This is a genomic window from Glycomyces harbinensis (assembly GCF_900101745.1).
Classification (GTDB): domain Bacteria; phylum Actinomycetota; class Actinomycetes; order Mycobacteriales; family Micromonosporaceae; genus Glycomyces; species Glycomyces harbinensis.
On record NZ_FNAD01000013.1, the window covers coordinates 133,545 to 156,774 of the forward strand.

The window sequence follows — 23,230 nt, forward strand, 5'->3', positions numbered from 1 at the left end:
ACTCGTCGCGTGTGCCTGCTATGCGTGCCGCAGGAAGTCGTCCAGGACCCGCAGGCCGAACCGGAGGCCTTCGACCGGGACCCGCTCGTCCACTCCGTGCGCCAGCCTCCCGTACCCGAACTCCGGGGGCAACCCCAGGGGGGAGAAACCGTAGCCGGTGATGCCCAGTTCGGAGAACTGCTTCGCGTCGGTGCCGCCGGACATGCAGAACGGCACCGGGTGCCCGTCGGGGTCGAACTTGCGGATCGCCTCGCGCATCGCGGCGAACGTCGGCGTGTCCACCGGTGCGCCGAGACCCGACGTGCGGTGCTGGAACTCCCAGTGCACGTCCGGCCCGCACAGCTCGTCCATCGTGGCCGCGAACTCGTCCTCGAAGCCCGGCAGCATCCGTCCGTCCACTTCGGCGTTCGCGTGCTCGGGGATCACGTTGACCTTGTACCCGGCGTGCAGCACCGTCGGGTTGGCGCTGTTGCGCAGCGTCGACTCCACCAGCTGCGCGGCCGGACCGAGCTTGCCGATCAGATCGTCGACGTGCGCGAAGTCGGGCTCGGCGCCGTAGAGCGCGCCCAGCTCGGTCAGCGCGGCGCGCACCGTCGGCGTCAGGCGCACCGGCCACTCGTGCGCGCCGATGCGCGCGATGGCGGCCGCGAGTTTGCTGACCGCGTTGTCCGGGTTGGCCTTCGACCCGTGCCCGGCCCTGCCGCGGGCCGAGAGCTTCAGCCACGCGGTGCCGCGCTCGCCCGCCGCGATCGGATAGATCCGCAGGTCGTTCCCGCCGTGGAAGGTGAACCCGCCCGACTCGGAGACGCCCTCGGTGCACCCGGCGAACGCGTCGGCGTGCGACTCGGCGAGGTAGCCCGCGCCGTACTCGGCGCTGGCCTCCTCGTCGGCGGTGAACGCGATGACGATGGGCCGGCGCGGCTTCACGCCTTCGCGAGCCCAGGACCGCACGGTCGCCAGGACCATCGCGTCCATGCTCTTCATGTCGAGCGCCCCGCGGCCCCAGAGCATCCCGCCGTTCCCGTCGTCGGTGATCTCGCCGGAGAACGGGTGCACCGACCAGTCGGCGGCCTCGGCGGGCACCACGTCGAGGTGCCCGTGCACCAGCAGGGCCGGGGCGTCGGGCTCCGACCCCTCGATACGCGCGATCACGTTGGAGCGCAGCGGGGCCTTCTCCACGATCGCGCCCTCGATCCCCGCGTCGAAGAGCTTGCCGACCGCGTACTCGGCGGCCTCGCGCTCGTTCCCGTCACCGCCGCCGCGGTTGGTGGTGTCGATCCGGATGAGCTCCGAGGTGAACGTGACGACCTCGTCGAGCGCTTGCGCGTCAACCATATTGCTCCTCCATCGCCTGCGAGGCGATCGTCGTGACGGCCTTGAAGCACCGCATGGCCTCGTACATGGTCGGCAGCGTGAACGCCGCCCGCCGCTCCCCGGCCGGCGCCACGCCGGGGATCACCGACACGGCCTGCACCAGGTGCTCGGCGTCGAACTCGACGTCGATGCGGTGCGGCCCGGCCCGTTCGGGCTCGCGCCGGCCCGCCAGCCGCACCGCCTCGGTCGCGCCCTGGCGGAGCAGCTCGGCGCTCACCGTGGGGGTGAAGCACTCCGCCGCGTACCGCGACACCGCGCGCTTGACCGCGACGCCGACGGCGTCGGGCGCGTAGTCCTCGGCGTCCTCGATCGTCCGGTCGTCGCCGGTCACCAGGATCACCGGCACGCCGTACTCGGCCGCGAGCGCCGCGTTGAGCCGGCCCTCGCTGGCGCGGACCCCGTTGAGCCACACCGACGTCAGCGTGTTCGCGAGATACGTGTGGGCCAGCACCCCTTCGGCGCCCGCCCCGGCGTGGTAGCCCAGGAAGACCACGCCGTCGACGTCGCCCTCCTGCACGCCCTCCATCATGGACAGCTCCTTGTGCCGTCCGGTGATCATGGTCGCGGCGTCGTGAAGCCGCTCCAAGAGCAGGTTCCGCATGGACCAGTGGGCCTCGTTGACGAGGACCTCGTGGGCGCCGTCCGACAGCACGCCCTCGATGACGGCGTTGACGTCCCCGGTGAACAGGGGCCGCATCCGCTCCCAGCCGGGCCCGCCCGGCAGGACGTCCGCGGGGCACGTCACGCCCGTCGCGCCCTCCATGTCGGCGCTGATGAGGATCTTCACACGGCCATCCTCGCACCGCCGTCGCGGGCGTCCTCACGGCGAGCGCGGTCGAGATGGCACGCGACCAGATGCGGCGCCGACTCCGGCCCGAGGATCTCCAGGTCCTCGCTCTCGCACCGGTGCAGCACCTCGGCGGCCCGCCCGGCGGCGACCTCCTGGCAGCGCGGCCTGAACCGGCACCCGCCCGGAATCCGCGAGGCGTCCGGCAGCTCCCCGGCCAGCACGATCGGCTCCGGCACCGCCTCCTTGAGCGCCGGCGCGCCCGGCAGCACCGACACCAGCGCCCGCGTGTACGGGTGCCGCGGTGCGGTGAGCACCTGCTCGACCGGGCCCTGCTCGACGATCCGGCCCAGGTACATGATCGCGATCCGGTCGGCGATGCTCCACGCCAGACCGAGGTCGTGCGTGATGACGAGGGCCCCCAGGCCCTGCTCCTCCTTGAGCCGCAGCAGGAGCGCGAGGATCTCCCCGCGCACCGAGGCGTCCAGGGACGCGACCGGCTCGTCCGCGATCAGGATGCTCGGGCGCAGCACCAGCGCCCCGGCGATGACGACCCGCTGGCGCTGGCCGCCCGAGAGCTCGTGCGGGTAGGCCAGGAAGAACTGCTCGGGCGGGCGCAGGCCCGCGCGCGAGAGCGCGTCGGCCACCCGCCCCGGCTCGTCGTCGGTGATCCCGTGGATGCGCAGGCCCTCCGCGACCGCGTCGTACACGGTGTGGCGCGGGTTCAGCGCCCCGCTCGGATCCTGGAGCACCAGCTGCACCTGCCGCCGGTAGGCCTTGAGCGCCTTGGTCGAGTAGCGCAGCGGCTCGCCGCCGAACGCCACGGTCCCGCCCGTCGACCGCTCCAGGCCCAGGAGCGTGCGCGCCAGCGTGGTCTTGCCGCAGCCCGACTCGCCCGCCAGGGCCACGATCTCGCCCGGCGCCACGTCCAGGTCCACGCCGTCGACGGCGCGCGCGACCCGCCCGCCCGGTAGCCCGAACTCGACCCGCAGGTCCCGAGCGGTCAGCGACTTCTCGCCGCGGACCGGCGCCGCAGACGACGGCGCCGAACCGGACGACGGTTCTTCATTGGACGACCGTGCTTCAGACGACAACGGGTTCCCCTTCCTGAGCCACGAAGCACGCACTGACGCGCGCCGGTCCCTCTCCGGCGGCGCCGGGCACCGCCAGGAGCGCCGGAACCTCCTCGCCGCACCGCTCCACGGCCACGGCGCACCGCGGGCGGAACGCGCAGCCGTCCGGCAGGCGCACCGGGTCGGGCGGATCCCCGGCCAGGCCCCCGGGGCGCTTGCGCGAAGCCGGGTCCCCGATCACCGGGAACGCCGCCCCGAGCGCGGCCGAGTACGGGTGCCGCGCGTTCGCGAACACCTCGTGCGCCGGACCCTGCTCGACCACCGAACCCGCGTACATGACCGCGACCTCGTCGCACACCTCCGAGAGCACCGACAGGTCGTGGCTGATCATGACCAGCCCCACGCCCCGCTCCGTCACGAGCCCCGAGATCAATTGCAGCACTTGGGCCTGCACCATCACATCGAGCGCGGTCGTCGCCTCGTCGGCGATGATGAGGTCCGGGTCGCACGCCAGCGCCATCGCGATCATCACCCGCTGGCGCTGCCCGCCGGACAGCTCGTGCGGGTAGGACCGCGCCCGCGAGGACGGCAGGCCGACCCGCTCCAGCAGTGCCTCGGCCCGCTCCGCCGCCTCGTTCGGGGAGATCCCCTCCTCGTGCAGCAGGATCGGCTCGGCCACCTGCCTCCCGATCCGGTGCACCGCGTTGAGCGAGTGCATCGCGCCCTGGAACACGATCGAGGCGCCCGTCCAGCGGACCGCCCGCAGCCGGCCCCAGCCCATCGTCAGCAGGTCCTCGCCGTTGAGCAGGATCTCGCCGGTCACCTCGGCGCTCTTGGGGAGCAGCCGCAGCACCGCCATCGCCAGCGTCGACTTCCCGCAGCCGGACTCACCCGCGATGCCGAGCGTCCTCCCGGACTCCACCTTCAGGTCCACGCCGCGCACGGCGGGGATGCGCCCGCGCGAGCCCGTGTAGGTCACGTGCAGGTCCTTGAACTCCAGCAGCGTCACGACTGCTCACCTCGCAGCCTCGGATTGAACACGGCCTCCAGCGCCCGCCCGCACATCATGAACGCGAGCACCACCAGCAGGATCGCCAGGCCCGGCGGCAGCAGGTACCACCACGCGTGCGCCGACACCGCCCCGTTGCTGGAGGCGCGGTTGAGGATCGAGCCCCACGAGACCACGTTCGGGTCGCCCAGCCCCAGCCACGCCAGCGAGGACTCCATGAGGATCGCCGAGGGCACCAGGAGCGTCGCGCTGGCGAGCACCAGCGGCAGGACGTTCGGCAGGATGTGCTTGGTCATCTGGTGCCAGTGCCCCGCCCCGAGCGCCTTGGCGCGCTCCAGGTACGGCCGCGCCTGCACCGTGAGCGTCTGGGCCCGCACGAGTCTCGTGGTGCCCGACCAGGACACCATCGCGATGACCAGGATCGTGGTGGACATGCTGCGCCCGAGCACGGCCAGCAGCGCGATCGCCACGACCAGGCTGGGCAGCACCATGAACCAGTCGGAGAAGCGCAGGGCGATCCAGCCGTACCAGCCGCCGATGTGCCCGGCGGTGACGCCGATGGCGGTGCCGACGAGGATCGCGACCACCGTCGCGGTGAGTCCGATGAGGAGCGACAACCGGGCGCCCCAGAGCGTCAGCGCCAGGATCGAGCGGCCCACCTCGTCGGTGCCGAGCGGGAAGCCGGCGCTGGGCGGCTCCATGCGCCCGCCGGTGGCCTGCGTGACCGAGAGCTGCGACTCGTCGACCAGGATCGGGGCGGCCAGCGCGAGGATCACGATGGCGGCCAGCAGGAACAGGCCGATCATGCCGGTGCGCTGGGAGCGGTAGGCGTTCCAGGAACGCGTGAAGGACTGCCGCCTGCGCGCCCATCTGAGGGAGCGCGGGGAGACCGGAGTCGTGGTCGTCATGGTCGTGTCAGCCGGACCTTCTGATGCGTGGGTCGATGAACCAGTAGAGGATCTCCGCGCCCAGCACCGCGAGGATGGTCGAGCTGGAGAACAGCACGAACAGCGCCTGGAGGACGGGCCGGTCGGGGTAGAAGATCGACTGGACGAACAGGCTGCCGAGCCCGGGCCAGCTGAAGACGGTCTCGGTCACGATCGAGCCGTTCACGACCCCGCCGAGGGCCAGGAACACCAGGGTCACCGTGGGCAGCAGCGCGTTCGGCACCGCGTGCTTGCGCCGCACCTCGTCGTCGCGCAGCCCCTTGGCGCGCGCGGTCGTGAGGTAGTCGCTGCCGATCTCGTCCAGCAGGGACGAGCGCATGATCATGAGGTACCCGGCGTAGACGACCGCCGTGTAGGTGAGCACCGGCAGCACCAGGTGGTAGCCGATGTCGGCCGCCTGGGACCAGAAGTCCGGCGGCGTGCTCGGCGAGCGCATCCCGTTGACCGGGAACAGGCCCAGGTACCTGGCGAAGACCAGGATGATGATCATGCCGAGCCAGAACGTGGGCGCCGAGTACAGCAGGAGCCCGGTCGCGACGTGGCCCTTGTCGAAGCGCGTGCCCTGCTTCCAGCCCGCGCGCGTCCCGATCCAGAACCCGAGCACGACCGCCAGCACCATGCCGGTGCCCGAGAGGATGAGCGTGGCGGGGAGCCGCTCGACGATGAGGTCGAAGATCGGCCGGCGGTACTGGAACGACTCGCCGAGGTCCATGGTGAGGGTCCCGGTGATGTAGTCCCAGAACTGCTGCCACATCGGCTGGTCGAGGCCGAGTTCGGCGCGCATCGCGGCGCGCTCCTCGGGCGAGACCGGGCGCTCGCGGGTGAGCTGGTCGATCGGGTCCCCGGCGATGAGCCGGAAGATGAAGAACGAGGAGAACAGCACCAGCAGCAGCGACACGGCGGCGCCGCCGACGTGCTTGAACAGGTACCGCCCGAAGCCTGAGGAGACGCGCCCGCCGGGCCTGGAGCGCCCCGCGGACGGGGCCTCGGTGGAGGCCCCGTCCGCGGTCGACGAACCGTCCGTCATTCGCGCTCGTCCGCCGTCTTCCTGCGCTGGAGCACGAAGACGATCGCGCCGGCGGCCACGACGACGACCGCCGCGGCGACCGCGATCCAGACCCACATCGGGGTCCCGCCCTCGTCCTCGGCGTCGGCCGGCTGCGCCGTGACGTACGCCCACGCGTAGCCCTGCTGGCCGGTGATCATGCCGCCCTCGCTGGGCTGCATGGTCATGCCGGTGATCTTGTCGCTGTTGTACGCCTCCAGGACGTTCTGGTAGTAGAGGTAGATCACCGGGGTGTCCTCGTACATCAGCCGCTGCTGCTCCCTGACGAGCTCGGCGCGCGCCTCGGGGTCGGACTCGACCTTCTGCTGCTCGTGGAGCGCGTCGAACTCGGCGTTGCAGTAGTTGTTCTCGCTGGAGCGCTCGGTGCCGTCGGTGAGGGTCGGCAGCACCGCGCACGTGTGCATGCCCAGCTGCTCGGTCGGGTTGGGGCCCACGCCCCAGCCCGAGAAGGCGATGTCGAACTCGCCGAGGTAGGCCAGGTCGTTCAGGGTGCCCTGCTCGATGGCCTCGGGCGTGATCTCCAGGCCCAGCTCGGCCCACCACTCGGACACGAACTGCGCGATCGTGGCGTAGTCGGTGCTGTCGGCGTGCTGGTAGAAGCGGAAGCTCAGCGGCTCGCCGGTGCCCGGCATGGTCCGGATCCCGTCGTCGCCGCGCACGTACCCGGCCTCGTCGAGCAGCGCGTTCGCCGCCTCGATGTCGAAGTCGAGCACGGCGTCGCCGCCGTCCCAGTGGTACTGCTCGAAGATCTCGGGGATGATCGAGGTCGCGGGCTGCCCGTTGCCGTCGAGCACGGTGTCCACGAGTTCCTGCTTGTCGATCGCCATGTGCATGGCCTGTCTGACGATCGGGTCCTTGAGCGCGGGGTGCCCGTCGCCGAACTCGGTGCCGTCCTTCGTCACCGAGTTGTAGTTGATGGTGAGCGAGACGTACCGGCGGCCCTGCGCGTTGTTGACCGTGATGCCGTCCTGGCCCTCCAGGGCCCCTATCTGGGCGGGGTTGAGGCCGCTCACGATGTCCACTTCGCCCGCTTCGAGGGCGGCCACCGCCGCGTCGCTCTCCTCGTAATAGTCGAAGACGACCTCGTCGAAGCCGGGAGCGCCGTCCCAGTAGCCCTCGTTGGCCTCGAGCGTGATGAACTCGCCCGTCTCGTACTCGGTGACCTGGAACGGGCCGGAGCCGACCAGCGGGAGCTGGTTCGCGTCGTCCGCGGACGGGTCGGGGTAGGTCGACCAGACGTGCTCGGGGACGACGAACACCTCGCGGGTGAGCACGTCCCAGGGGGAGGGCTGGGCGAGGGTGAGGACGAACGTGGTGTCGTCGGGGGCCTCGGCGCTGACCAGGTTCCCCGCGAAGTCGATGTTCCAGTCGCGGATCGCCTGGTTCTCGATGAGCAGGCCGTAGGTGTAGGCGACGTCCTGGGCCGTCAGGGGCTCGCCGTCCGACCACTCCACGCCCTCGCGGATCGTGAACGTCCAGGTGAGACCGTCCTCGGACTCCTCCCACTCGGTCGCCAGACCCGGCTCCGGCTCGTAGTCGGCGCCCATGCGCACGAGGGTCTCGTACGTCATGAGGCTGGTGTTGTAGGTGATGACGAACCGTCGCTTGAACGGGTTGAAGGTGTCGACCTCCTGGTCCGTCGCGATGAGCAGGCTGTCGGTGTCGTTCTCCTGGGCCGCGGCGCTCGGGGCGGCGACCGCGAGCGCCCCCGCCGACAGCAGCAGCGCGGCTGCGGCCGAGAGGCACCGCCGCATCAGGGCATGGGGATTCATGGGGTGCAAGTTCCTCGCTTCTCGTTTCGGGCGCCGGGCGCGCTCACGGCAGCGGGCGCGCCGGGTCCTCGATGTACCGATCAGAATGACGGAACACTTCTTGAGTTGTCAACGATGTGAAGAAAGTTTTCATTGCTGCAATATGCGAAGGACCCGAACTTCCGAACCCGGTGACCGTCCCTCCTCATTCGGTTAGATTCAATCCACTACTGACGGTGACGGGAGGGTCGCGGTGTGGCATTGGCTGTCCGACGCGCTCGTCGCCCACCCCGAGATCGCCATCTTCCTCGCCCTCGGCGCGGGGTTCTTCATCGGCAAGCTCAAGATCAAGGGCATCGTGCTCGGACCCGTCACCGGCACCCTCCTCGCCGGCGTCCTCGTCGGCATCGTCTTCGACGGCCTCGACATCCCCGACCTGGTCAAGACCGTCGCCTTCGTCGCCTTCCTGTTCGCCCTCGGCTACAACGTCGGCCCCCAGTTCTTCGCGGGCCTGCGCGGCGACGGCGTCAAGCAGGTCATCCTCGCCGTCGTCAACTGCGTGATCGGCCTCGCCGTCGTCATCGTCCTCGCCAAGGCCCTCGGCTACGGCCCCGGCTGGGGCGCGGGCCTGCTCGCCGGCGGCCTCACCCAGTCCGCCGTCATCGGCGTCGCCGACTCCGCCATCGCCGCCCTGCCGGGCCTCAGCGACGCCGACGTCAAGGAGATGGAGTCGCAGGTCGCCGTCGGCTACGCCGTCTGCTACCTCTTCGGCACCGCCGCCGCCGCGTTCTTCCTCTCCACCATCGCGCCCCGCATGCTCGGCTCCAAGAGCCTCGCCGCCGACGCCCACGCGATGGAGCAGCGGCTCGGCGTCGCCAAGGAGCCCGGCATCGGCCGCGCCTACTACTCGGTCGTGCGCCGCGCCTACCGCATCGGCGGCACCGGCGCCGAAGGCACGATCGTCGGCCGCACGGTCGGCGAACTCGAGGACCGCGCGCTGGCCCTGGGCCACCGCGTCATGTTCCACGAACTGCGCCGCGGCGACGAGGTCACGCCCGTCCACCGCTCCACGGCCCTCGCGGTCGGCGACGTGGTCACCCTCGCCGCCCGCCGCCCCGACCTGGTGGCGCTCAACGTCGACCAGTGGGGCGAGGAGGTCGACGACGAATCGCTCCTGGCCTACTCGATCGAGACCCTCGCGATCGTCATCACCAAGAAGGAGCTCGTCGGCGCACGCGTCGGCGACGCCTTCGCCGAGCACGCGCCGCGCCTGTTCGTGACCAAGGTCGTGCGCGGGGGCCAGGACCTGCCCTGGAGCGACGACACCGCCATCCACCGCGGCGACGAGATCACCGTCCAGGGCGGCAAGGAGGAGGTCGAGGCGGTCGTCGGCGACCTCGGCTACCCCAACCGCGCCTCGGACGCCACCGACTGGAGCTACGTCGGCATCGGGATCGTCATCGGCGCGCTCATCGGCGTCCCGACGATCGCGGTGGCCGGCGCCGACATCGGCCTGACCACCTCGGGCGGCGCGCTCATCATGGGCCTGGTCTTCGGCTGGCTGCGCGCCAAGTCGCCGACGTTCGGGCAGTTCCCGCCCGCCGCCAACTGGATGCTCTCGACCGGCGGCCTGTGCATGTTCGTCGGCATCGTCGGCATCATGGCCGGGCCCGACTTCGTCTCCGGCGTCAGGTCCGAGGGCCTGAGCCTGGTCTTCGCCGGACTCGTGGTCACGCTGCTGCCCATGCTCGTCACCATGTACCTCGCGAAGTGGCTGTTCAAGATCCCCGTGCCGATCAACCTCGGCATCGTGGCCGGGTCCAACACCACGACCGCGTCCATCGGCGCCATCACCGACTCGGCCAGGAGCCAGGTGCCGGTGCTGGGCTACACGATCCCGTACGCCATCGGCAACGTCCTGCTCACGATCTGGGGCGCGGTCATCGTGGCCGTGCTCTCCTGACCCGAACGCCCGGAGGGAAACCACCATGTCCAAGGTCGACCGCGACGAAGAACGCCGCCTCGAAGGGCTGAGCCCGTTCGAGCTGAAGAACCGGCTCATCGACCTCGCCGGGGACAACGAGCGCGCCAACGCCCTCGCGATGGTCAACGCCGGACGCGGCAATCCCAACTGGACGGCCACCGCCCCGCGTGAGGCGTTCTTCCTGCTGGGGCAGTTCGCCGTGACCGAGACGCGCCGCGACTGGGACGAGTTCGAGAACCTCGGCGGGATGCCGCAGAGCGACGGCATCGCCGAGCGGCTCGCGGACTACCTCAAGGCCGACGCCTCCGCGCCGGGCGCCGCCGCGCTCGCGTCCTATATCGCCTACGGCACCGACACCCTCGGGTTCGAGGCCGACGCCTGGGTCGGCGAGCTGGCCGACGCGATCATCGGCGACCACTACCCGGTGCCCGACCGGATGCTCGTCCATGCCGAGCAGGTCGTCCACGCCTACCTCGACGCCGAGATGGGCGGCGCGCCCAAGGGCGGCTGGGACCTGTACGCGGTCGAGGGCGGCACCGCCGCCATGTGCTACCTCTTCGACTCCGCGCAGGTCAACGGCCTGCTCAACCAGGGCGACCGGATCGCGATCATGGTCCCGATCTTCACGCCCTACCTGGAGATCCCGCACCTCCAGCGCTACGACTTCGACATCGTGGAGCTCCAGGCCTCCAAGGACACCGACGAGGGCGTCCACACCTGGCAGTACCCGGACTCGGAGATCGACAAGCTCAAGGACCCCTCGATCAAGGCGCTGTTCCTGGTCAACCCGTCGAACCCGCCGTCGGTCAAGCTCGCCGAGGCCACCCTGGAGCGCATCCGGTCCATCGTCGCGAACGACAACCCGGGCCTGACGATCATCACCGACGACGTCTACGGCACCTTCACGAACGGGTTCACCTCGCTCATGTCGAGCCAGGCGTCCAACACCATGGGCGTCTACTCGTTCTCGAAGTACTTCGGCTGCACCGGCTGGCGCCTGGGCGTCATCGCCATCGCCCGCGAGAACGTCTTCGACAAGCGCATCAGGGCCCTCGACGAGGCGCACACCTCGGTGCTGCGCGAGCGGTACTCATCGATCTCGCTCGAACCGGAGAAGATCAAGTTCATCGACCGGATCGTGGCCGACTCCCGCGACGTGGCGCTCAACCACACCGCGGGCCTGTCCACGCCGCAGCAGGTCCAGATGGTCCTGTTCTCGCTGCACTGCCTCACCGACGCCGAGGGCGCCTACAAGAGGGACTGCCAGGCGATCATCGCCCGGCGCCTCAAGGCCCTCGTGGAGGGCCTCGACGTGCCCTACCCGGCCGACCCCGAGGCGGCGAACTACTACGTGGAGCTCGACCTGCTCAGCTGGGCCGAGCGGAACTGGGGCGCGGAGTTCGCCGACTGGATGCAGGCCAACTTCGAGCCCGTCGACCCGGTCTTCCGCCTCGCGGAGGAGGAGTCGGTGGTGCTGCTCAACGGCGGCGGCTTCGACGGTCCCGAATGGTCGGTGCGGGTGAGCCTGGCGAACCTGCGCATGGACGCCTACGAGCGGATCGGCACCGCGCTGCGCCGGATCGGCGACGAGTACCACGCCGCCTTCCAGCGGCAGCAGCGCTAGAGCACCACGAGCGGAGGAGGGAAGATGGACTGGATCAAGGAGACGCTCTCGAGTACTCCGGAGATCGCGCTGTTCGTATGCCTGGCCCTGGGTTTCGCGGTCGGCAAGGTGCGGATCTGGAAGATCTCGCTGGGCGGCGTGGCCGGGACGCTGATCGTGGCGATCGTGATCGGCATGTTCGCCGACATCGAGCTGAACGACCAGGTCAAGACGATCGCGTTCGCGCTGTTCATCTTCACGCTCGGCTACATTTCGGGGCCGACGTTCTTCGCCAGCCTCAACCGCAAGAGCCTGCGGTACGCGACCTTCACCGGCATCGAGGTGGTCTCGGTCCTGGCGATCACCGCGGCGGCCGTGCTCATCATGGACCTGGACGTCGGCACCGCGGCGGGCCTGCTCGCCGGCGGCGCGACCGAGTCGGCGGCGGTCGGCACGGCCACCGACGCGATCGGGCGGCTCGACCTCTCGGACGCCGAGATCGCGACGCTCCAGGCCAACGTCGGCACCGCGTACTCGATCTCCTACATCTGCGGGCTCATCACGATCGTGCTCCTGTCGAGCCAGTTCTTCCCGCTCATCATGCGCGTGAACCTGCGCGAGGAGGCCGCGAAGCTCTGGAAGCAGCTCGGCGGCAGCGCCGACGAGGACACGGCCGCCCCGGCGGCCCCGGCGGTCGTCGGGCGCGAGTACCAGGTCACGACGGCGGCCGGCCAGACCGTCGCGGCGCTGCAGGAGTCCCTCGGCGAGGCCACGGTCGAGGAGGTCTCGCGCGACGGCGGCAGCGTCGCCCTCGCGCCGGACCTGCGGCTCGAGCACGGCGACCGGGTCCTCATCGTGGGCCGCCGCGAGGCGCTCGTCGGCGCCGGCGCGAAGATCGGCGAGGAGCGGCCCCTCGACGAGGCGATGGCGATGAACCTCGACCTCGCGGACGTCGTGGTCACCCGCAAGGGCTACCAGGCGACGACCTTGGGGGACATCCGCAAGGACTTCGAGTCCGAGCGCCAGGGCGTCTTCCTGCAGAAGATCACCCGCGGCGACCACGAGCTGCCGGTCAAGCCGTCCACGATGATCCAGCACGGCGACACGCTGCGCCTGTCCGGCGCGAGCCGCGACCTGCGCCGCGTCGTCCCGATGGTCGGCTTCCGCATCGACCCGACCGTCCGCTTCGACATGGTGTTCATCGCCATCGGCGTCGTGCTCGGCTTCCTCATCGGGATGCTGGTGTGGACGGTGGGGACGATCCCGCTGACGCTCGGCACCGGCGGCGGGTGCCTGCTCGCGGGCCTGCTGTTCGGCTGGATCCGCTCCAAGCGGCCCACGTTCGGGCAGTACGACTCGGCCGCGGCCGACGTGATCAAGACCCTGGGCCTGTCGGTGTTCATCTGCGCGGTCGGGCTCTCGTCGGGACCGCAGGCGGTCGACCTGGTGAAGCAGTTCGGCATCGGCCTGCCGATCGCGGGCATCGCGATGACCGCGATCCCGGCCTTCATCTCGCTGTTCGTGGCCTGGAAGGTCATGAAGCTCCCGGCGCCGCTGACGCTCGGCTCGGTGACCGGGCAGCAGTGCTCGACGCCGGGTGTGACGGCCGTGCAGGCGGCCGCGGGCAACGCCACGCCGCTCATCGCTTACACGATCGTCTACGCCTTCTCCAACGTCGTCCTGCCGCTGCTGGGCCCGATCGTGGTCGCCATGGCCCACAGCCTCGGGAGCTAGGGCGTGTTCGGTCCCGAACACGCCCTAGAGCCTCCAGGCCCCGTTGGTGTTCAGGTGGATCGAGTACACCGAGTCGGTGGCGGTGATGAACAGGCGGTTGCGCTTGGGGCCGCCCCAGACCAGGTTGGACACCGCGGGCTGCGGGATCTTCAAGGCGGCGAGCAGGGTCCCGTCGGGGTCGAAGCAGTCGACGTCGGCCGCGGCGGCCCAGACGCGGCCCTCCACGTCCACGCGCAGGCCGTCGAAGTTCCCGCCGGGGCTCTCGGCGAAGACCCCGCCGCCGGTGAGAGCGCCGCCGTCGACGTCGAAGACCCGCAGGTGCCCGCGGAGGGTGTCGGCGACGTAGAGGCGGCGCTCGTCGGGGGAGAACGCGAGCCCGTTGGGCCGCTCGAAGTCGTCGGCGACGCGCTCGACCACGCCGGAGGGGTCGATGCGGTAGACGTGGCAGCCGTCGATCTCCTGCTCGGCCCGGTGCCCCTCGTAGTCGCTGGTGATCCCGTAGGGCGGGTCGGTGAACCACACCGCGCCGGACGAGTCCACCACGGCGTCGTTGGGGCTGTTGAACCGCAGGCCGTTCCAGCGGTCGGCCAGGACCGTGGTCGAGCCGTCCAGTTCGGTCCGCGTCACGCGCCGGCCACCGTGCTCGCACGAGACCAGCCGGCCCTGCCGGTCGAGGGCGTGGCCGTTGGCGTGGTTCGCGGGGGAGCGGAAGACGCTCACCGTCCCGTCGGTCTCGTCCCAGCGCATGATCCGGTCGTTCGGGATGTCGCTGAACAGCAGGTACTTCCCGGAGGGCACGTACACCGGGCCCTCGGTCCAGCGCCCGTCGGAGAACAGGTGTTCGAGCGAGTCGTCGCCGGCCACGTTCCAGCGCTCGTCGAAGACCTCGAAGCTCGCGGCGGTCTTTCCCATCAGTGACTCCCTCTTCGTCCGACGTCCCGAGGAATCTAGCCCCGCGCGGGGCCGCCGTCCACCCGCCCCCGATGCCGCCGGGTTTTCCGAAACCTCCAGGGGCGTTCTGACGCTTGTATCCCGAAGACTCCGGGAATAACGTATCGAATGTGATCGATATCAATATCGGTCTGCGACCCTCACGGCCGGGACGGGCCCGGCCGCAACGACCAGATGGGACTTCGACATGGGACCGGCACTCCCCGAGACACCGCCGTTGAGACGGCATCGGCGCCTGCGCGCCGCCATCGCGGCCACAGCGGTGGCGGTGGTCGCCGCGGGCGCGACCGCGTTCACGGTGATGACGGCATCGGCCGCCACCGCCGGGTGCGATGTGGACTACCAGGTCACCGCGCAGTGGCCCGGCGGGTTCAACGCGAACGTGGAGATCACCAACCTCGGCGACACGGCGCTCGACCCGTGGAAGCTCGAATGGGACTACACCGACGGCCAGAGGGTCGGCAACGCCTGGAACACCACCGCGTCCCAGTCGGGCGCGCACGTCACCGCGAACGGCGTCGCGCACAACCGGCGCCTCACGGCCGACTCGACGGTGAGCTTCGGCTTCACCGGCACGCTCTCGGGAACGGCGAACTCCCTGCCGACGACGTTCCGGCTCAACGGGTCCGTGTGCACCGGCGACACCGACCCGGTGCCGACCGACCCGCCCACCGACGTCACCGAGCCGCCTACCGAGGAGCCCACCGAGGAGCCCACCGGCGGCCCCGGCCAGGACGAGTGGAACCCGCCCTCGAACCTGGTCCAGCCCCTCAACGAGGTCTGGGCGCACGTCGAGGACACCTACAACCTGAACTTCCGCAACTTCGGGTGGGACCAGATCATGGCCACCGGCGGCTCCATCGACTACTGCGTCCGCTGGGACTCGCAGAACTCGGTGACCCTCCAGACGCGGGACGCGATCGAGGCGAAGCTCCAGCAGCAGTACGACCTCTGGTTCGACCAGATGGCCGGCTGGAGCGAGTTCCCGTTCGAGCAGATCGAGGTGAACGTCGTCGGCTGGGCCGCCCGCGACCGCAACCTCCTCCAGTGGTCGGACAACGCCGTGGACGTCTACATCGGCGACATCCGCGAGAACGCGCCGCAGTGCTCCGAGGACTGCGGGCGCTTCTTCCACCAGGACGGGAACTACTCCCGGTGCCCCGGCGGCGAAGCGCACCACTACGACCAGAGCCTGTGGCTCACCCAGGGCATGGGCGGCGGCGCCGGCGGCGACTGGGGCCAGCGCATGGGCCAGGAGTACTTCGTGAACTCCCTGAACTCCGCGCAGATCACGATCTACCTCCATGAGCTGGGACACACCTTCGGGCTCGACGACTTCTACGACTGGACGCCGACGGGCCAGTGCTGCTTCATCATGAGGGCGGGCTCCTCCTCGACCATCACCGAATTCGACGAGTGGATGCTCCGCGACTGGTGGCGGCACCTCAAGAGCCGCTACGGCTACTAGGAACCACCGGAAGGCGGCGGGACGCGGTCCCGCCGCTTTTTCCCATGCCTCGGTCCGCGGTGATGTCGGTCCGCATCTGGTCGGCAAGGACCGATAGTGTTTAGCATTGTCGAACGGCGGTATTTCGAATGCCCGCCGAGCACGGCGGAGCCCCCTGCGGCAGCCGCCGGGCGCGGACCTCGAAGGAACGGAGGCGTCCGGATGGCCAAGAACATCCAGTCGCTGGAGCGCGCGGCGGCGATGCTGCGGCTGCTCGCGGGCGGCGAGCGGCGCCTCGGCCTGTCCGACATCGCCTCGGCCCTCGGCCTGGCCAAGGCCACCGCCCACGGCATCCTCCGCACCCTCCAGCACGAGGGCTTCGTCGAACAGGACCCCGATTCGGGCCGCTACCAGCTCGGCGCCGAGCTCCTGCGCCTGGGCACGACCTACCTCGACGTCCACGAGCTGCGCGCCCGCGCCCTGGTCTGGACCGACGACCTGGCCCGCTCCGGCGGCGAGGCGGTCTACCTCGGGGTGCTCCACCTCCAGGGCGTCCTGGTCGTCCACCACGTCTTCCGCCCCGACGACAGCCGCCAGGTGCTGGAGGTCGGCGCGATGCAGCCGCTGCACTCCACCGCGCTGGGCAAGGTCCTCTCGGCCTTCGACCCGGTCGCGCACGCCGAACTCGTCGACGCCAAGCGCGAGCCGTTCACGGCCCGCACCGTCACCGACCTCGACGCGATCGAGCGGGACCTGGACCTGATCCGCGCCCAGGGCTACGCCACCGACGCCGAGGAGACCTGGGAGGGCGTCGCAGCTCTGGCGGCCCCGATCTTCGACCGGCACCGCATGTCGGTGGGCGCGGTCGGCATTACCGGAGCCGTCGAACGGGTGTGCCGGGACGGCGAGCCGCGCCCGGAGCTCATCGCGGCCCTGCGCGACACCGCGCGCTCCGTTTCGCGCGATCTGGGCGCGAAGCCGTTTTAGCGGTACGCCCTTTTCCTCCACTTCCCAGCGGGCCCGCTGTGACCCTGGTATGCCTGTCTTGCAGGCGTTTCACATGGTTCGCGATTTGAGATGTGTCGGTCGTCACATACCTATTGACGAGCAGGTAACATAGGAGAACACTTTGCGTACGTCGGTCGACATTGTCGAACGCTAAACGGCTTCAGCGTTCGATACGGCCGCCGACCGGAACAAGCCCTTCCCACGAGGGCGGAGCCCCGGCTCCGGCCTCGGACGCAGACAAAGGAGTCGGTGTGTCCAACGCAGACATCATCATTGGCGAGGTAACCGGCACGGCAGTGCTCATCCTGCTCGGCGCGGGCGTATGCGCCGCCGTCACCCTCAAGAAGTCCAAGGCCCAGAACGCCGGATGGCTCGCCATCGCCTTCGGCTGGGGCTTCGCGGTCCTCACCGCGGCCTACCTCTCCGCCGGCGTCTCCGGCGCACACCTCAACCCGGCCGTCACGATCGGCCTCGCCGTCGAAGGCGCCACCCCGTGGGACCAGGTCCCGCTCTACATCGTCTCCCAGATGGCCGGCGCCATGCTCGGCGCGTTCCTCGCCTGGATCGCCTACTACGGACAGTTCAAGGCCCACATGGCCGACCTCGCGAACCAGCCCGAACCCGCCGAAGGCGCCGACGACGCCAAGGCCGGCCCGGTCCTCGGCATCTTCTCCACCGGCCCCGAGGTCAGGAACGCCCCGCAGAACCTCGCCACCGAGATCATCGGCACCTTCGTCCTGGTCATCGCGATCCTCACGCAGGGCCTCAACGACGAGGGCAACGGCCTGGGCACCCTCGGCGTGCTCATCACCGCGCTCGTCGTGGTCAGCATCGGCCTCTCGCTCGGCGGCCCCACCGGCTACGCCATCAACCCGGCGCGCGACCTCGGCCCCCGCATCGTCCACGCCCTCCTGCCCCTCAAGGGCAAGGGCCGCTCGGACTGGGGCTACGCCTGGGTCCCCGTCGTGGGCCCGATCGTCGGCGCCGTCCTCGCCGGACTCCTCTACAACGTTGCCTTCGCATAGGCGCGGCGACACAATCGAGACAACCCGCTTTGACAACGACGTTTTGGAGCGCAACATGACCGACACGCACACCGGCCCGTTCATCGCGGCCATCGACCAGGGGACCACGTCCTCGCGGTGCATCGTCTTCGACAAGGACGGCCGCATCGTCGCCGTCGACCAGAAGGAGCACGCCCAGATCTTCCCGAAGCCGGGCTGGGTCGAGCACGACGCCTCCGAGATCTGGCGCAACGTCCAAGAGGTCGTCGCCGGGGCCATGGTCAAGGCCGGCATCGGCCGCGAGGACATCCTCGCCATCGGCATCACCAACCAGCGCGAGACCACCATGCTGTGGGACAAGCACACCGGCAAGCCCGTCCACAACGCCATCGTCTGGCAGGACACCCGCACCGACATGCTCTGCAAGCAGCTCGGCGGCGACGTCGGCCAGGACCGCTGGCGCCGCGAGACCGGCCTTCCCCTCGCCGCCTACTTCGCCGGGCCCAAGATCGCCTGGCTCCTCGACAACGTCGAAGGCCTGCGCGCCAGGGCCGAAGCCGGCGACCTCCTCTTCGGCACCATGGACTCGTGGGTCATCTGGAACCTCACCGGCGGCGTCAACGGCGGCGTCCACGTCACCGACGTCACCAACGCCTCCCGCACCCTCCTGATGAACCTCGAGGACCTCAGCTGGAACGAGGACATCGCGGCCGAGATGGGCGTGCCCCTCCAGGTGCTCCCCGAGATCCGCTCCTCCTCCGAGGTCTACGGCACCGTCACCGGCGGCTCCCTCGGCTCCCTCCTCGCGGGCGTCCCGGTCGCCTCCGCCCTCGGCGACCAGCAGGCCGCCCTGTTCGGACAGACCTGCTTCAGCGTCGGCGAGGCCAAGTCCACCTACGGCACCGGCACGTTCATGCTCATGAACACCGGCGAGAAGCTCATCCACTCCGAGTCGGGCCTGCTGACCACCGTCGGCTACCGCATCGGCGAGCAGGACCCGGTCTACGCGCTCGAAGGCTCGATCGCCGTCACCGGCTCCCTCGTCCAGTGGATGCGCGACCAGATGGGGCTCATCAGCACCGCCGCCGAGATCGAGACCCTCGCGCTCACCGTCGAGGACAACGGCGGGGCCTACTTCGTCCCCGCCTTCTCCGGGCTCTTCGCGCCCTACTGGCGCTCCGACGCCCGCGGCGTGATCGCCGGCCTCACCAGGTACGTCACCAAGGCCCACATCGCCCGCGCCGTCCTGGAGGCCACCGCCTGGCAGACCCGCGAGATCACCGACGCCATGACCAAGGACTCCGGCGTGGAGCTCTCCGCGCTGAAGGTCGACGGCGGCATGACCTCGAACAACCTCCTCATGCAGTTCCTGGCCGACGTGCTCGACGCCCCCGTCGTGCGCCCGATGGTCGCCGAGACCACCTGCCTCGGCGCGGCCTACGCGGCCGGCATCGCGGTCGGGTTCTGGGACTCCGTCGAGGACCTGCGCGCCAACTGGCGCCGGGCCGCCGAATGGACCCCCGACATGGACCCGGCCGTCCGGGACCGCGAGTACAAGCACTGGCTCAAGGCCGTCGAACGGACCATGGGCTGGCAGGACGAATAAGACGAGCCCGACCTAGAAGGAGTGCGGCCATGACCACCTTGCAGCACGTCTCCCACCCGGAGGCGGACCCGACCGCGGGCGTGCACTTCACCGAGTGCCACGACCGGGCCGAACAGCGCGAGCAGCTGACGAACGCCACCGTCGACCTGCTCGTCATCGGCGGCGGCATCCTGGGCATCTCCACCGCCTGGCACGCCGCCCAGTCGGGGCTGCGGGTGGCCCTGGTCGACGCCGGCGACTTCGCCGGGGCGACCTCCTCCGCCTCCTCGAAGATGCTCCACGGCGGACTGCGCTACCTCCAGACCGGCGCGGTGAAACTCGTGGCGGAGAACCACTTCGAACGCCGCGCCGTCACCCGCCAGGTCGCGCCGCACCTGTCCCGGCCGCTCACCTTCTACCTGCCGATCTACAAGGGCGGACCCCACGGGGCCGCCAAGCTGGGCGCCGGCGTGTTCGCCTACTCCGCGCTCTCGGCCTTCGGCGACGGCGTCGGCCACCTGCTCAACCCCGCCAAGGCCCGCATGGCCGTGCCGGAACTGCGCACCGAGGACCTCAAGGCCGTCGCCGTCTACGGCGACAGCCAGATGAACGACGCCCGCATGGCGCTCATGACCGCTCGCGCCGCCGCCCGGGCCGGCGCCGCCGTGCTCAACCACGCCGAGGTCACCGGCCTGCGCTTCACCCGCGGCCGGGTCTCCGGCGCCGAACTGCGCGACCGCGTCGACGGCACCGAGTTCGGCGTGAACGCCCACGTGGTCCTCAACGCCACCGGCCCGTGGGTCGACCGCCTGCGCCGCATGGAGAACGCCGGCGCCGACCCGTCCATCCGCCTGTCCAAGGGCGCGCACCTGGTCCTCAAGCGCACCGCGCACTGGAAGGCCGCGCTGGCGACCCCGATCGACAAGTACCGCATCACGTTCGCGCTGCCGTGGGAGGACATGCTCCTGCTCGGCACCACCGACGAGGTCTACGAGGGCGACCCCGGCGATCTCGCGGTGACCGAGAAGGACCGGGCGCAGATCCTCGACGAGGCGAGCATCTCGGTGCGCGCCGAGCAGTTGCGGCCCGAGCTCATCACGTACTCCTTCGCGGGACTGCGCGTCCTGCCCGGCGGGCCGGGCGACACCGCCAAGGCCAAGCGGGAGACGGTGGTGACCGAGGGCCGAGGCGGGATGCTCTCGGTGGCGGGCGGCAAGTGGACCACGTTCCGCCACATCGGACGGACCGTGATGAAGAAGCTCGCGGCGATGCCCGGGTACTCGCTCGGCTCCCGGATGGAGCCGATGCACGATCTTCCGCAGCGCCTGCCGCTGCCGGGGATCGCGAACCCGCACGCGGTGGAGCACCGGCTGCTCTCCGAGGGCGGCGCGCCGCTGGAGCACCTGGGCGAGGACACCGCGAAGCACCTCGCGACGCACTACGGTTCGATCGCGTTCGACATCGCCCGCCTGGCGGGCGAGCACCCGGAGCTGGCCGAGCGCGTCCATCCGGACGCGCCGGAGATCTGGGCCCAGGTCGTGTACGCGCGCGACCGCGAATGGGCCGAGACGGCCGACGACGTGCTGCGCCGCCGCACCACATTGACGATCCGCGGCCTCGACACCCCCGAGGTGCGGGCGCGGGTCCAACGAATACTCGACCGGAAATGAGGGAGCCGGACCGATCGGCGACTCGCGGGTTTTAGCCGAGCCTTCTTGCGAGCCGCCGATCGGTCCGCCGAAACGGGGCGGGATCTGAGGGGGTCCCGCCCCGTTCTCGCTCTCCCGCCAGGTCTGTCGCCCTCGCACTGACCCGTTCTCTCGCTTGTTCGTCCCCGCCCCGGTCTCACGTTCGTTCTCGGCTCGTCCACCGGCCGGTTCTCAGTCGCTGTCGGACCCCCGCGCAATGCTCGAACCGGGGGCGCCTCGCGAATGAGCATCGTTCGCAAACCAACCCGGCCAGTGCATCAATCCCGCCCGGCATCGGGGAAGGCCACCAGGAACAGCGAGTACGCCCGAGCACCCGGCCCGGGCTCGATCTCCTTGACCTCCTCCACGAGCGCGGAGAAGCGGCGCTCGACCTCCTGGTACTGGTCGTCGTTCAGTCGCAGCCCCATGCGGGTCGACCGCACCATCGCGAGGTCGGGCACCTGGGCGACCTCGACGCGGAACGCTTCGAGCATCGCGCTCGCCAGGCCGGTCTGGTGCTCGTCGTCCAGCCGCAGCCGCCAGGACTTCCCGGTCGCCAGGTACGGGATCTCCCGCGCCCCCTTCGCACCGATCCGCTCCTGCTGTGGTGCCAGGAATCCCGTCTCGACGAGCTTGCGCACGTGGTGCAGCACCGTCGCCGGATTCGCTCCCAGCCGCTCGGCGATCTCCTTGTTCGTCAGGGACTTGTCGAGGCACAGCCGCAGGATCCGCAGCCGCACTGCGGACGCCAGTGCCTTCGCCTCGGCCTCGCTCGCCAGCGGTCGGTCGTCCTCGAAGTCCTTGTGCTCGTCTGCCACGCCATCATCCTAACGGCATGTTCGGTTGACTTTTCCCAATCGATTGGGAATACTCAATCACATGATCTCCCTCGGCGACCCCGGTCCAGCCCTTCCCGAGAAACCCGACCGTCTCGGGCTCCTGCGCGACCGCGACTTCCGCGGCCTGTTCCTGTCGACCACCGTGGCCCAGTTCGGCTACCAGATCACCTCCCTCGCGCTGCCGCTCGCGGCGGTCATCGCGCTCGACGTGAGCGAGTTCGAGGTCGGCGTGCTCTCCTCGATGAGCATGATCGCGTTCCTGCTCATCGGCCTGCCCGCCGGCGCCTGGATCGACCGGATGCGCCGCCGCCGGGTCCTCATCGTCAGCGACCTGGTGCGCGCCGCCGTACTGCTCACCGTCCCGATCGCCTGGTGGACCGACACCCTCACCATCTGGCACCTGTACGCCGTCGCCCTGATCATCGGCGTCTTCACCGTCTTCTTCGACGTCTCCTACCAGAGCTACCTCCCGCACCTGGTCGGGCGCAAGCACCTCGTCGAAGGCAACGCGAAACTGGAGTCCGTGCGCTCCACCGCCCAGCTCGGCGGCCCCGTGCTCGCCGGGCAGCTCATCGAATGGCTCACCGCACCGGTCGCCCTCGCCTTCGACGCGGTCGCCATGGGCGCCTCTGCGCTGTTCCTCGTGCGCATCCGCCGCCGCGAGCCGAAACCCGAGGTCGTCCACGGCTCCAAGGTGATCACCGAGGTCAGGGAGGGACTGCGGTTCGTGCTGCGCGAACGCCTGCTGGCCTCGATCGTGGCCTGCACCGGCAGCTGGAACTTCTGGATGGGCGCGTCCATGGCGATGCTCGTCGTGTTCCTGCCCCGAGACATGGGCATGAGCCCCGGCGAGATCGGCCTGTTCTTCGCCCTCTCCGGAGTCGGCGGCGTGGTGGGCGCCTTCACGGTCGGCGCCGTCACCCGCCGGCTGGGGGAAGGGCGCACCATCTGGGTCTCGGTCGCCGTCACCTCACCGCTGCTGTTCCTCATCCCGGCCGCAGAGCCGGGCTGGCGGATCTGGGTCGGCGCGTTCGCCATGACCTTCGTCGGGATCGGCGGCGTGGTCTACAACGTGACCCAGGTCAGCTTCCGCCAGCGCCTGACCCCCGACGGGATGCTCGGCCGCATGAACGCCACCGTCCGCTTCGTGGTCTACGGCGCCTACGCCGTCGGCGCGCTCCTCGGCGGCGTCCTCGGCCAGTTCCTCGGCGCGCGGACCACGCTGTGGATCGGCGCTGCCGGGATCTGCCTGGCGTTCCTACCGGTCTTCTTCTCGCCCTTGCGGAACATGCGCGAGCTGCCGGACCCCGAGCACGAGGAGGCCCGGGCCGCGGCCTAGGCCTCCGCGAGTTCCCGCCCCGTGAGCCGGGCCCGCCCGGC

Annotated in this window: 18 protein-coding genes; 9 read left to right on the forward strand and 9 right to left on the reverse strand. The window is 70.2% G+C overall.

Annotation, left to right across the window (positions count from 1 at the left end):
• Positions 1-18: 18 nt before the first annotated feature.
• From BLQ63_RS19740 to BLQ63_RS19770, 7 genes are read right to left on the reverse strand one after another with little or no spacing between them, the layout of a single operon-like run.
• Positions 19-1,335, reverse strand: coding sequence for a M20/M25/M40 family metallo-hydrolase (locus BLQ63_RS19740; protein ID WP_091039131.1), 1,317 nt, complete (start codon positions 1,333-1,335; stop codon positions 19-21).
• Entirely contained in the window at positions 1,328-2,161 is an 834-nt protein-coding gene (locus tag BLQ63_RS19745) for a M55 family metallopeptidase (RefSeq protein ID WP_091039132.1), read from the reverse strand. The genes BLQ63_RS19740 and BLQ63_RS19745 overlap by 8 nt, the downstream gene beginning before the upstream one ends.
• Positions 2,158-3,255 carry an ABC transporter ATP-binding protein gene (locus BLQ63_RS19750; protein WP_091039134.1) on the reverse strand — a complete coding sequence of 366 codons (1,098 nt, stop codon included), beginning with the start codon at positions 3,253-3,255 and terminating at the stop codon, positions 2,158-2,160. Before BLQ63_RS19750 ends, BLQ63_RS19745 begins: the two co-directional genes overlap by 4 nt.
• A complete protein-coding gene (locus BLQ63_RS19755) occupies positions 3,245-4,243 on the reverse strand; it encodes an ABC transporter ATP-binding protein (protein WP_091039136.1) in 999 nt (332 codons plus the stop codon). Before BLQ63_RS19755 ends, BLQ63_RS19750 begins: the two co-directional genes overlap by 11 nt.
• Complete coding sequence (locus tag BLQ63_RS19760; protein WP_091039138.1) at positions 4,240-5,151, reverse strand: ABC transporter permease; 912 nt, start codon at positions 5,149-5,151, stop codon at positions 4,240-4,242. Before BLQ63_RS19760 ends, BLQ63_RS19755 begins: the two co-directional genes overlap by 4 nt.
• Before the next feature lie 7 nt (positions 5,152-5,158).
• Positions 5,159-6,217 carry an ABC transporter permease gene (locus tag BLQ63_RS19765; protein WP_091039140.1) on the reverse strand — a complete coding sequence of 353 codons (1,059 nt, stop codon included), beginning with the start codon at positions 6,215-6,217 and terminating at the stop codon, positions 5,159-5,161.
• A complete protein-coding gene (locus BLQ63_RS19770) occupies positions 6,214-8,028 on the reverse strand; it encodes an ABC transporter substrate-binding protein (RefSeq protein ID WP_091039142.1) in 1,815 nt (604 codons plus the stop codon). Before BLQ63_RS19770 ends, BLQ63_RS19765 begins: the two co-directional genes overlap by 4 nt.
• A gap of 232 nt (positions 8,029-8,260) precedes the next feature.
• Here BLQ63_RS19770 and aspT (BLQ63_RS19775) point away from each other — a divergent pair, with 232 nt between their 5' ends.
• Genes aspT (BLQ63_RS19775) through aspT (BLQ63_RS19785) form a run of 3 tightly spaced genes read left to right on the forward strand, consistent with a single transcriptional unit; the run spans position 8,261 to position 13,328 of the window.
• On the forward strand, positions 8,261-9,970 hold the full coding sequence (gene aspT / locus BLQ63_RS19775) for an aspartate-alanine antiporter (RefSeq protein WP_091039143.1): 1,710 nt from the start codon (positions 8,261-8,263) through the stop codon (positions 9,968-9,970).
• Between the two features lie 25 nt (positions 9,971-9,995).
• Complete coding sequence (locus BLQ63_RS19780) at positions 9,996-11,615, forward strand: bifunctional aspartate transaminase/aspartate 4-decarboxylase (protein ID WP_091039145.1); 1,620 nt, start codon at positions 9,996-9,998, stop codon at positions 11,613-11,615.
• Between the two features lie 24 nt (positions 11,616-11,639).
• The gene (gene aspT, locus BLQ63_RS19785; protein ID WP_091039147.1) at positions 11,640-13,328 is read left to right on the forward strand and encodes an aspartate-alanine antiporter; all 1,689 of its coding nucleotides are present in this window, start codon (positions 11,640-11,642) and stop codon (positions 13,326-13,328) included.
• Between the two features lie 24 nt (positions 13,329-13,352).
• On the opposite strand, the gene BLQ63_RS19790 is transcribed toward aspT (BLQ63_RS19785), so the two are convergent.
• Positions 13,353-14,240: an SMP-30/gluconolactonase/LRE family protein gene (locus BLQ63_RS19790; RefSeq protein WP_091039150.1), complete on the reverse strand. Its 888-nt coding sequence runs from the start codon at positions 14,238-14,240 to the stop codon at positions 13,353-13,355.
• 226 nt (positions 14,241-14,466) lie between these two features.
• Between BLQ63_RS19790 and BLQ63_RS19795 the strand changes: the two genes are divergently transcribed.
• From BLQ63_RS19795 to BLQ63_RS19815, 5 genes are all read left to right on the forward strand, one after another.
• Positions 14,467-15,747 carry a cellulose-binding domain-containing protein gene (locus BLQ63_RS19795; RefSeq protein WP_091039152.1) on the forward strand — a complete coding sequence of 427 codons (1,281 nt, stop codon included), beginning with the start codon at positions 14,467-14,469 and terminating at the stop codon, positions 15,745-15,747.
• Positions 15,748-15,948: 201 nt separating this feature from the next.
• The gene (locus tag BLQ63_RS19800; RefSeq protein WP_091039154.1) at positions 15,949-16,713 is read left to right on the forward strand and encodes an IclR family transcriptional regulator; all 765 of its coding nucleotides are present in this window, start codon (positions 15,949-15,951) and stop codon (positions 16,711-16,713) included.
• Between the two features lie 272 nt (positions 16,714-16,985).
• Positions 16,986-17,759 (forward strand): MIP/aquaporin family protein, encoded by a 774-nt coding sequence (locus BLQ63_RS19805; protein ID WP_091039156.1) that lies wholly within the window; start codon positions 16,986-16,988, stop codon positions 17,757-17,759.
• Positions 17,760-17,814: 55 nt separating this feature from the next.
• Positions 17,815-19,344, forward strand: coding sequence for a glycerol kinase GlpK (glpK, locus tag BLQ63_RS19810; RefSeq protein ID WP_091039228.1), 1,530 nt, complete (start codon positions 17,815-17,817; stop codon positions 19,342-19,344).
• Between the two features lie 29 nt (positions 19,345-19,373).
• Entirely contained in the window at positions 19,374-20,993 is a 1,620-nt protein-coding gene (locus BLQ63_RS19815; RefSeq protein ID WP_091039158.1) for a glycerol-3-phosphate dehydrogenase/oxidase, read from the forward strand.
• Positions 20,994-21,289: 296 nt separating this feature from the next.
• Here BLQ63_RS19815 and BLQ63_RS19820 read toward each other — a convergent pair whose 3' ends face one another.
• On the reverse strand, positions 21,290-21,829 hold the full coding sequence (locus BLQ63_RS19820; protein WP_091039160.1) for an ArsR/SmtB family transcription factor: 540 nt from the start codon (positions 21,827-21,829) through the stop codon (positions 21,290-21,292).
• A gap of 61 nt (positions 21,830-21,890) precedes the next feature.
• Between BLQ63_RS19820 and BLQ63_RS19825 the strand changes: the two genes are divergently transcribed.
• Positions 21,891-23,189, forward strand: coding sequence for an MFS transporter (locus BLQ63_RS19825; RefSeq protein ID WP_091039162.1), 1,299 nt, complete (start codon positions 21,891-21,893; stop codon positions 23,187-23,189).
• The last annotated feature ends 41 nt before the right edge of the window (positions 23,190-23,230 follow it).